The 10,331-nt window shown below is 61.2% G+C and carries 6 protein-coding genes and 2 tRNA genes; all 8 read right to left on the bottom strand.

Features of this window, described 5'->3' with window-relative positions; translation table 11 throughout:
• Nucleotides 1-20: 20 nt before the first annotated feature.
• A tRNA-Ala gene (locus DWY03_RS06760) sits at nt 21-96 on the bottom strand.
• Nucleotides 97-163: 67 nt separating this feature from the next.
• Nucleotides 164-240 (bottom strand) — tRNA-Ile (locus DWY03_RS06755).
• 292 nt (nt 241-532) lie between these two features.
• A complete protein-coding gene (gene gyrA, locus DWY03_RS06750; RefSeq protein ID WP_117820676.1) occupies nt 533-3,247 on the bottom strand; it encodes a DNA gyrase subunit A in 2,715 nt (904 codons plus the stop codon).
• Nucleotides 3,248-3,455: 208 nt separating this feature from the next.
• Entirely contained in the window at nt 3,456-5,486 is a 2,031-nt protein-coding gene (gene gyrB / locus DWY03_RS06745) for a DNA topoisomerase (ATP-hydrolyzing) subunit B (RefSeq protein WP_117584033.1), read from the bottom strand.
• A gap of 105 nt (nt 5,487-5,591) precedes the next feature.
• Entirely contained in the window at nt 5,592-6,155 is a 564-nt protein-coding gene (locus DWY03_RS06740; protein WP_117584032.1) for a DciA family protein, read from the bottom strand.
• Nucleotides 6,142-7,248 (bottom strand): DNA replication/repair protein RecF, encoded by a 1,107-nt coding sequence (locus tag DWY03_RS06735; RefSeq protein WP_117584031.1) that lies wholly within the window; start codon nt 7,246-7,248, stop codon nt 6,142-6,144. Before DWY03_RS06735 ends, DWY03_RS06740 begins: the two co-directional genes overlap by 14 nt.
• Before the next feature lie 9 nt (nt 7,249-7,257).
• Entirely contained in the window at nt 7,258-8,361 is a 1,104-nt protein-coding gene (gene dnaN, locus DWY03_RS06730) for a DNA polymerase III subunit beta (protein WP_099432409.1), read from the bottom strand.
• A gap of 238 nt (nt 8,362-8,599) precedes the next feature.
• A complete protein-coding gene (locus tag DWY03_RS06725) occupies nt 8,600-10,324 on the bottom strand; it encodes a DnaA ATPase domain-containing protein (protein WP_117820633.1) in 1,725 nt (574 codons plus the stop codon).
• Nucleotides 10,325-10,331 lie beyond the last annotated feature (7 nt).

Genomic DNA, 10,331 nt, shown 5'->3' with positions numbered 1-10,331 from the left:
ACTGAGCTACAGGTCCATCATGGTGGAGGTTAGGGGGATCGAACCCCTGACCTCAGGCTTGCAAAGCCCGCGCTCTCCCAGCTGAGCTAAACCCCCACGGAGACAGTAATAAACACCCCAGCGGCGACTCGGCTCTCGCTGGGGTGTTTATTGCGAAAGAAAGTGGTGGACCTGACAAGATTCGAACTTGTGACCTCCCGGTTATCAGCCGGACGCTCTAACCAACTGAGCTACAGGTCCATCGCGCAAGGGATATATTAGACGAGTCGTTACGCGCGCGTCAACAACTTTTTTGAAAATCTTTGGGGCGTGTCTGGAGGGCGGGCGAGATGGGTTAGGTTTGCTGCTCGGGCAGTCCTGCGCAAGACGAAGGCCACATTAAGTGGCCTTCTTTGCGTGCGGAACTCGCGACAAACCTAACCCATCTCGCCCGCCCTCCAGACACAGGTTCCAAGATTGACAAAAAGCGGTCGGCGCGCAGTGCGCCGACCGCCGATATATGGGGTCTGATGGTTTTACCAGAGAGGGCTACTTACTCGTCTAGGAGATCCTGCGGCACTTCGTTTCCGTCGCCTAGGTCGACGGGGGCTTTTTCGGCATCGGCTACGCCCTCACCCTCGACGTCCTCGCCTTCGGGCTTCTCCTTGGCGGCCGTCATGCGGGCGACGGCGCATACGCGGTCGTTGTCGTCGACGGTCATCATCTTGACGCCCTGGGTGGCGCGACCGGTTTGGCTGATCTCGTCGGTCTTGACGCGAATGACCGTCGCGCCCTCCGTCACGATGAACAGCTCATGCTGCGGGCCCACCGTCTTCATGGCTGCGAGGTTACCCTTGCGTTCGGTCATCTGGATGGTGTAGACGCCCTGGCCGCCGCGGTTCTGCTCCGGGTAGTCCGCAACCGGCGTGCGCTTGCCGTAGCCGCGCTCGGTAATGACAAACAGGTCACCATTGCCGTTGGTAACCTCCATACCCAAAACGCTCACGCCTTCCTTCATGCCGATACCGCGGACGCCGCTGGTATCGCGACCGGTGGCGCGCACCTGGTCCTCGGGGAACATAATCGCCTTGCCCGCGGTGGTTGCCATTATGATCTTGTCACCCTCACGCACGCGGCGTACAGCGAGCAGCGCGTCGTCGTCCCTCAGGTTGATGGCGATCAGGCCATCACGGCGGCTACGGTCGTAGGCGCTCATCACGGTCTTCTTGACCATGCCGCTCTTGGTGGCAAACATCAGATACTCGTCGGCGGGGAACTCGCGGCAGCTGATGACACTCGCAATCTTCTCGCCCTCCTCGAAAGGCAACAGGTTGACGATCGCGGTGCCGCGCGCCTGGCGCGTACCCACCGGCAGCTCGTGCACCTTCAGGCGATAGACCTTGCCCTTGCTCGAGAAGAACAGCACGTACTCGTGCGTGGACGCGATAAACATCTCGTCGATAACGTCGTCCTCTTTGAGGTTGACGCCCGACACACCCTTGCCGCCGCGCTTCTGGGCGCGGTAGGCGGCCACCGGGATGCGCTTGACATAGCCGGTATGGGTGATGGTCACGACCATGTCCTCGTCGGCAATCAGGTCTTCGACGTCCAGGTCCTTCTCCACATGGCTGATCTCGGTGCGGCGCTTGTCGCCGAACTTCTTGGAGATCTCGCGCATCTCTTCCTTGATGACGCCCAGGATCTTCTCCTCGTGCGCCAGCAGGTCCTCGTAGTAGGCGATGGCGCGACGCAAGCCGTCCAGCTCCTCCTGAATCTTGTCGCGCTCCAGGCCGGTCAGGCGGCGCAGCTTCATCTCGAGGATGGCCGTGGTCTGCTCGGGCGTAAAGCCAAAGCGCTCGATCAGGCGGCTGCTGGCCTCAGAATCGGTCTGCGAGGAGCGGATGATGCTGATGACCTCGTCGATATGGTCGAGAGCCATCAGGTAGCCCTCGAGGATATGGGCACGCGCCTGGGCCTTTTTAAGGTCGAAGCGGGTGCGGCGGGTGACGACGTCGACCTGGTGGTCGATGTAGTGCTGCAGCATCTCGCGCAGGCTCAGGCATTTGGGAACGCCGTTGACAAGTGCCAGGTTGTTGGCGCCAAAGGTCGTCTGCAGCGAGGTGTACTTATACAGATTGTTGAGCACGACTTGCGGAATGACGCCCTTCTTGAGCTCGATGACCAGACGGATACCCTTCTGGTTGGACTCATCGCGCATATCCGAGATGCCCTCGATGCGCTTATCGTTGACGAGCTGGGCGATCTTCTCCTGCAGGGTGCCCTTGTTGACCATGTAGGGAATCTCGGTAAAGACCAAGCGGCTGCGACCGGTCTTGGTGGACTCCACGTGCGCCTTGGCACGCACGGTAATGGAGCCGCGGCCGGTCTCGTAGCTCTGCTTAATGCCGGCGCTGCCCATGATGATGGCGCCGGTGGGGAAGTCCGGACCGGGCATGATCTGCATGAGCTCGTCGACGGTGGCCTCGGGGTTGTCGATCAGGTAGCAGGTGGCCTCGATCGCCTCGGTGAGGTTATGCGGGGCGATGTTGGTGGCCATGCCGACGGCGATGCCCTGGCTGCCGTTGACCAGCAGGTTGGGGAAGCGCGCGGGCAGCGCCTGGGGCTCGGCGAGCGACTCATCGTAGTTGGGCTGCCAGTCGACGGTATCCTTCTGCAGGTCGCGCAGCAGCTCCATGGCGGGCTTTGCCAGGCGGCTCTCGGTGTAACGCATGGCGGCGGCGCCGTCGCCATCGATGTTGCCAAAGTTGCCGTGACCGTCGATGAGCGGCGTGCGCATGGAGAACCACTGCGCCAGGCGGACCATGGCCTCGTAGACCGCGAAGTCACCGTGCGGATGGTACTTACCGATAACTTCGCCGACCGTCCAAGCGGACTTCTTGTGCGGACGGTTGGGGTAGATGCCGCTCTCGTTCATGGCGTACAGGATGCGACGGTGCACCGGCTTTAAGCCATCGCGCACGTCCGGCAGGGCGCGCGCCGTGATGACCGACATCGAGTACTCGATGAACGACTGCTTCATCTCGCGGCCGAACTCCGAAATCTGGAGCTGACCGCCGTTGATATCCTCGCCGGCCGAGGCGCCACGGTCGACTTCGCCAAAGCTCTCCTCGAGCTCGGCGTCGTCGTCCTCTTCCTCATCATCGGCATCGGGGTTATAGGCGTCCGGATCGCCGTCCTCGCCCTGCTCAGCACGGGCAAGCAGGCGCTTCAGATCATCGGGCATGCCGGCGTCGCCGGCCTCGTCCATACCCTCGTTATTGTTGATATCGTCTGCCACGTTACCTCCTCATGGTTTGCGTGGTCCATTAGTTCCCTACCACGGAGACGGATTACCGGGAATGCCGGATAATCCTCCTAGGTTTTCCAGGTGCCCCAGGTTGCCCTGAAGGATGAGGGCGCACGCCTTGCGTGCGGCGCCCGAAATCCTGAAGGGCAAGATGGGGTGCCTGGGAAAGCTAGGCGTCAAGGAAACGCGCGTCGTGGGCGTGCTTCTCGATATATTCGCGGCGATAGCCGACCTCGGAACCCATCAGCTCGCGCACGGCGCGGTCCGCCACCACGGCGTCCTCGATCGACACACGCTGCAGAATGCGGGTCTTGGGGTCCATCGTCGTCGAGGCAAGCTGCTTGGGGTCCATCTCGCCCAGGCCCTTGTAGCGCTGGACGGTGTAGCCCTTGCGCTTCTTGGTGATCTTGCCGTCCTTGGCCTTGCCGTCCTCGTCGTTGTCGTCGGGGTTCAGGCCCAGACTCTGGATGGTGTCGCGCAGGATCTCGTCTTCGGGCTGGCGGCCGTTGGGATACACGTAGTGGATCTTGTTGCGCACCTTAATGCCAAAGATGGGCGGGCACGCGACGTACACGTAGCCGGCGTCAATCAGCGGGCGCATGTACTTGTAGAAGAACGTCAGCAGCAGAATGCGGATATGCGCACCGTCGACATCTGCATCGGTCATGATGATGATCTTGTGGTAGCGGGCCTTGGTGATATCAAAGTCGCCGCCGTCGCCGGCGCTCGTCGTGACGCCGCAGCCGATCGCGGTGATGAGGGACTGGATGGTGTCGCTCGAGAACGCACGATGATCGCCCACGCGCTCGACGTTCAAAATCTTGCCGCGCAGGGGCAGAATCGCCTGGATGTCTCGGCGACGGCCGTCCTTGGCCGAACCGCCTGCCGAGTCGCCCTCTACGATGAAGAGCTCGGTCAGCTCGGCATCGCGCACCGAGCAGTCAGCGAGCTTACCGGGCAGGGACGCCGTCTCGAGCAGGCTCTTGCGGCGGGTCGCCTCGCGCGCCTTGCGGGCGGCGTTGCGCGCCTTGCAGGCCTGTTGCGCCTTCTTGACGATCTCGCGGGCGGGCTTGGGATGCTCCTCCAAGTAATCGGCGAGGCCGTCGGTCACGATCTTGAGCGTCAGCGCGCGCATATAGGAGCTACCGAGCTTGGCCTTGGTCTGGCCCTCAAACTGCGGATCGGGCAGCTTGACCGAGATAACGGCCGAAAGGCCCTCGCGCACATCGTCGCCGGTCAGGTTGGCGTCTTTTTCCTTGAGCAGGTTCTGTTTGCGCGCGTAGTCGTTGATCACGCGGGTGAGCGCGGTGCGGAAGCCCTCAAGGTGCATGCCGCCCTCGGGAGTGTAGATGTCGTTGGCAAACGACATGACGTTCTCGCCGTAGCCGCTATTCCACTGCAGGGAAACCTCGACCTCGCCCATCTTGGCCACAGGCGCGTCCGGGTCCGATTTGCCCTCGATGTAGATGGGCTCCTTAAAGGCCTCAGGGACGTCCTTGCCCTCGTTGAGGAACTTGACGAAGTCGATGATGCCGCCCTCGTAGCAAAACTCCTCCACGTGGGGAGTCTCCTCGCGCTCGTCGGTCAGCACGATTTTGAGGTTCTTATTGAGGAACGCCGTCTCCTGCAGACGGTTGTGCAGCGTATCGAAATCGTAGATGCAGGTCTCGAAGATCTCGTCGTCGGGCCAGAAGGTGACGGTGGTACCCGTCGAATCCGAGGTGCCCACGACCTCCATCTTCTTGACGGTCTTGCCGCGCGAGAACTCCATCTCGTAGGTGTTGCCATCGCGACGAACCTGAACGACCACGCGCTTGGACAGTGCGTTGACGACGGAGATGCCTACGCCGTGCAGGCCGCCCGAGACCTTATAGGCCGAGTTATCGAACTTACCGCCGGCGTGCAAGATCGTCATAACGACCTCGAGCGTCGGGATCTTTTTAACAGGGTGCTCGTCGACGGGGATGCCGCGCCCGTTGTCGACGACCGTGATGGAGTTGTCGGCGTGGACCGTCACCTGGATCTCGGTGCAGAAACCGGCCATGGCCTCGTCGACGGAGTTGTCAACGATCTCCCACACCAGGTGATGCAGACCGCTGGCGCTCGTCGAGCCGATATACATGCCCGGGCGCTTACGAACGGCCTCGAGACCTTCGAGAATCTTAATCTCGCCGCCATCGTAATCGTTTTCGTTTGCCACACGTCCTCCTTCAGTCAAGAAAATGTGTACAGCCTTACTAGTTTATCGTAAAAAAATACCCTCGGGACCGAGGGTATTTGGCTCTACAAGGCCACCAGATGCGATTTAAGGCTCTTTTTTGCTTTGCACGCCCTTGGCCCACTCGGCACTGGCTCTCATGGCATTCTCGAGGGCCTCGCGCAGTTTTTGGTCTTCGATGGGCGCCACCTGGCGCTCGATCTCGGTGCACTCGGCCTCACTTAGGTCGGCGTGCGGGGCCGGCGGGCGCTCGGTCGTCGCCGGGCGCAGGCGCTCCTTGGCGGCGGGCGGCGTGTGACCGGGCGCGGTGGTTTTGAACACCAGGCCGTCCACATGCGCACCGGCGCGCTCCATGCGCGCGCGGATGATCTCGCGCAACAGCGTCATTTCCTGCGTCCACGAGGGCGAGTCGAGATACACCAGCAGCTCATTGGACTCGGGCAGGTAGCGCAGTCCCGTCACATGCCGCCCCTCGCGCGTGCCCGAGCACACCGCGTTCCATGCGCGATAGACCGTGCGCGACTCCTCGGCGGCCTCCATCTGCGCACGGCGCTTAGGCGTTGCAGCCGCCAGGATGCGCTGGCGCTCTGCGTTCAAAAACCCGCTGAAGGCGACTGTCTCGCTCTCGCGCTCGTAATTAGCACGTCTCACCCATGCTCACCACCTTGGCTCGATCAAGCAGGTCATCGGTAAAGTACCCCAGGTTGGTCGTAGTTATGACCGTCTGGATATCATCGCCAATCAGCCGCAGGAAAGCGCCGCGACGCTCGCCGTCGAGCTCGCTCATCACGTCGTCCAAAAGCAGCAGTGGGGCGGTGCCCAGGACATCGCGAGCCACGGCAACCTCGGCCACCTTCCAGGACAGCACCAGCGTGCGCTGCTGTCCTTGGCTGGCAAATGAACGGGCGGAGCGACCCGCCACGGTAAACTCAATCTCGTCGCGATGCGGTCCCACCAACGTCACGCCGCGGCGAATTTCCTCGTCGGCATGCTCGTCAAGGGCGGCCAGCATGCGCTCGTACGCCCAACCCTTCAGCTCTTCGCGATCCTCGACCTGGGGCAAAGCCCCCAGCGTGGACGCATAGGTCACGTTGGCGGCCTCACCTGACGCTACTTGCCCGTAGGCAGTGTGCACATGGCCCGCCAGCCGGTCGAGCAGAGCCAACCGGTGCACGAGCAGGGCCGAGCCCGCGCGGGCAATCGAATCGTTCCACGCGCCGAGCATCTCGCGGCAGCACCAGGTCTCCTTGAGCAAGGCGTTACGCTGGGTCACGCAGCGCCCATAGGTGCTCGCAAGATCGGCATAGCGTGCGCTCAGTTGCATGCCAAAGTCATCGAGGGCGGCGCGGCGCACACTGGCGCCACGCTTAACCATGTCCAGATGGTCGGGGCAAAACAGCACGCTCGGAAGAACCCCGCGCACACCGGCGGCAGAGCATCTCTTGCCGTTGCGGCTAAACGAGCGCTTACCGTCCTCCGCGCTCAATCCCATATCAAGCACGCGGCCGTCGCCCTCGAGCCTCAGCTCGATCTTGCACGAGCCCACGCCGTCATGGACGAGCTCGGCTGCGGTCGGATGCCTAAACGAGGCGCCGCTCGTCAGCAGCTGCAGCGCCTCTATGAGATTGGTCTTTCCCGCCGCGTTGGGTCCCGCAAGTATCGTCACGCCCTCGTCCAGGGCAAGGTGATAGCTATCGAAGCTGCGGTAGTGCGCGACGGAAAGATCGCGGGCGAACATGGTCATGGCGCAGCGCTAGATGCGGACCGGCATGACCAGGTACAGGTAGTTGATCTTGTCGTAGGACTTAAAGATGCCCGCCTGCGAGTAGCTCTTGAGCTCCAGCGTGATCTCCTTCTCCTTGGACAGGGCATTGAGGCAGCCGAAGATGTAGTGGTAGTTGAAGGCGATGGTACCCGACTCGCCCTCGGCCTCGACATCGATCGTCTCCTGCGCAAGGTCCTGGTCATTGGAAATGGAGGACAGGCCCATCTGCCCGTTCTCGACATCGATCTCGAACTTGACGGCGGGGTTGGCGCTCGCGATGACGGCCACGCGCTTGAGGGCGGCGTTAAAGGCGGCGACGTCGATCTTGACGCTCGTCACGCACGAATCGGGGATGAGCTGCTTGTAGTTGGGGTACACGCCCTCGATGCGACGCGACACGTAGGTGGTGTTGCCGGCCTCGAAGACGACCTGGGTGTCGGTAGCGCCGATCATGATGGTCGCTTGGCTGGCCATGATGTTCAGCGCGTCGTTAAAGGCGTCAGCCGGAACGTTGAGCTCAAAGGAGCCCTCGAGGGTCGAGGTCTCGACCTGCGTATCGCACACGGCCAAGCGGAAGGAATCGGTCGCTACCAGGCGTACGGTGTTGTTCTCGACCTTCATGTGCACGCCGCCCAGGATGGGGCGAGCCTTGTCGGTCGAGGTGACGCGCCACACGCGGCCGACCATTTCGGACAAGACATCGGTCGGCAGCTCCACGGCACTCTCGATGGCATAGGCCGGAAACTCGGGGAAGTCATTGGCATCGAGCGTGTTCAGGCGGAAAGAGCTCTTCTCGCAACCAATCAGCACCTGGCGCTCGGACAGCTCAAAGGTAACCGGGGCATCGGGGAGGGTCTTGGTGATATTGGAGAGCATCTTACAGGGAATAACCATCTCGCCCTCTTCTTCGACATGCGCCGCGATGCGATGACGGATCGAGATAGTGTAGTTAGAGGTCTGGAATTCCAAGATGCCGTCTTGGGCCTTAACGAGCACGCCCGACAGGATGGGAAGGGTGGATGCCGAAGCGACACCCTTCATAACGACGCCGATGGCTTGTGTAAGCGAGCTCTGGCTGACGGTGAACTTCATCTTTTAATACCTTTCTATAGATATAAATATCTTAATAATAGTAATAGCACTGACGAAACTGTTGATTACTCCCAAAGACGCAGGTCAGACCAAGAAAGAGAATCGACAGCAACCTGTGTGCAACAGGGGTGGTTTTCCACGTTCAAAACCTGCGCAAAACTTTTCATCACCGCGGGTTGGGTTTTAGACACCTTATGCCCGTGGTTTCGACAAGTTTTCAACAGGTGTCTCTATTTCCCTATGAGCGCAGTGTAATTTTATCGCGCAGCGACTTGAGGTCTTCGGTGACGGTGCGGTCTTCCTGGATCATCTTCTGGACCTTTTTGTAACTCGTGCTGACGGTCGAGTGGTTGCGGTTGCCAAATTCGGCGCCCACCGCCGTGGTCGTCATCTCGCACATCTCGATGGCCAGGTAGATAGCGATATGGCGTGCTTTGGCGATATTGGCGTTGCGACGCGGGCCGATGAGCTCCTCGTGCGTCACGCCGTACTGCTCTTCGATGACGGACTGAACCGTCTGGACGTTGATCTTTTTGGCCGATGTGTCAAAGTACTGGCTGGCGATGGCGTCGATATCGTCAAAGGTGAGCTCCCCGCCCTCGCGCTCGCGGTCGCCCGCCTCGCCGGCGCAGCGCTCGCAAAAGCTCTCGAGTTCGCGGATGTTGGTGCCCGAGACCTCGGCCATGTGTTTAAAGTGCTCGTCGGTTAGGTGCCCGCCGTCGCCCCCATAGGCCGCCAGCAGCGAGTCGTCGCCTGCCTCGGGAGCGGCGACGATGGTGTTCTCGTAATAGCGCTGCAAGATCTTGTATTTCATTTCGTAGCTGGGCTCTGCGACCAGGCAGAGCATGCCGGCGTTGAAGCGGCTGGTTAGACGCTCGTCCATGCTCAGGTCCTTGGGGGCGCGGTCTGCCGCGATGACGACCTTCTTGTTGTTGCGGATGAACTCGTCCATGAGCTGGAAAAAGTAGTCCACGCTCGCGCGCTTGCCGATGATGTTTTGGATGTCGTCGATGATGAGCACGTCCACGCCGTGGTACGCCTGCATGATGGGGGCGTTGCTCTTCTTTTGGCGGTCGAACTCGGTCATCAGGTCGTCCAGATATGCCTGGGAGTTGGCATACTTGACCTTGATCTCGGGCGACTTTTCGGCGAGCTCGTTTTTGATGGCAAGCAGCAGGTGCGTCTTGCCCAGGCCCGATTTGCCGTAGATGAACAGTGATGTGCACGTGCCCCGCTCGTCCGCGAGGGCGGCAAACTTGAGTGCCGAGCGATAGGCATGGCTGTTCTCGGGGCCGTAGACAAAGTTCTCAAAGGTAAATTTTGAGTTCGCGGCGAGCGGGGCTCCATCCGTATTCTGTTCGGCCGGCGCGGTCGGTGCTGGCATGGGTGAAGCGGGGGTCGCAGCTTGCGTGGATTTAGTTGGCGCTCCGCCCTTCATCTGGTTCATCATGCGACGAAAATCATCGGCCGAGAGCGTGTTCTTGATTGCAATGCCCGAATCCGCGCCCGTCGTTGCGTCGTGAGCGATGGGCATGTGCGTGACGGGTGCGTTCGTTGACGTCGCCGCCGCGGTCGGCAACGGTGCCATGGTTTCACGGGAAACATCGCTGTGCTGGTGCCCGATTGTCGGCACGTCGCCTGCGGAGGCCGGCGCCGCCGGGGAAGCAGCGGGGGCCGTGGCGGGCGCCGTCGCGGCAGCGGATTCCGTCGCGGCGCCTTGCGGTGCCACGATGTCGAGCGCAATCGGTGCAAAGGCGATTTCTTCCAGATAGGCCTCAATGGTCGGCTGATGCTTTTTGAGCTGCGCGATGGCAAAGCGCGAGGGGGCCTCGATCGTGAGCGTATCTTCGGTCAGGCTTATGGCGCGCGATTGCCCCAGCATGTTGATGAGGCGTGCATCTTGGCCGTCGCGCTGGCAAAAGGCGATGGCATCCCCCAGGATGATGCTTGCTTCCTCGTCCACTGTCTCT

It is taken from the genome of Collinsella sp. AF23-2, from assembly GCF_003459245.1.
Taxonomy (GTDB): Bacteria; Actinomycetota; Coriobacteriia; order Coriobacteriales; family Coriobacteriaceae; genus Collinsella.
This window is presented reverse-complemented; position numbering and strand designations above follow the sequence as displayed.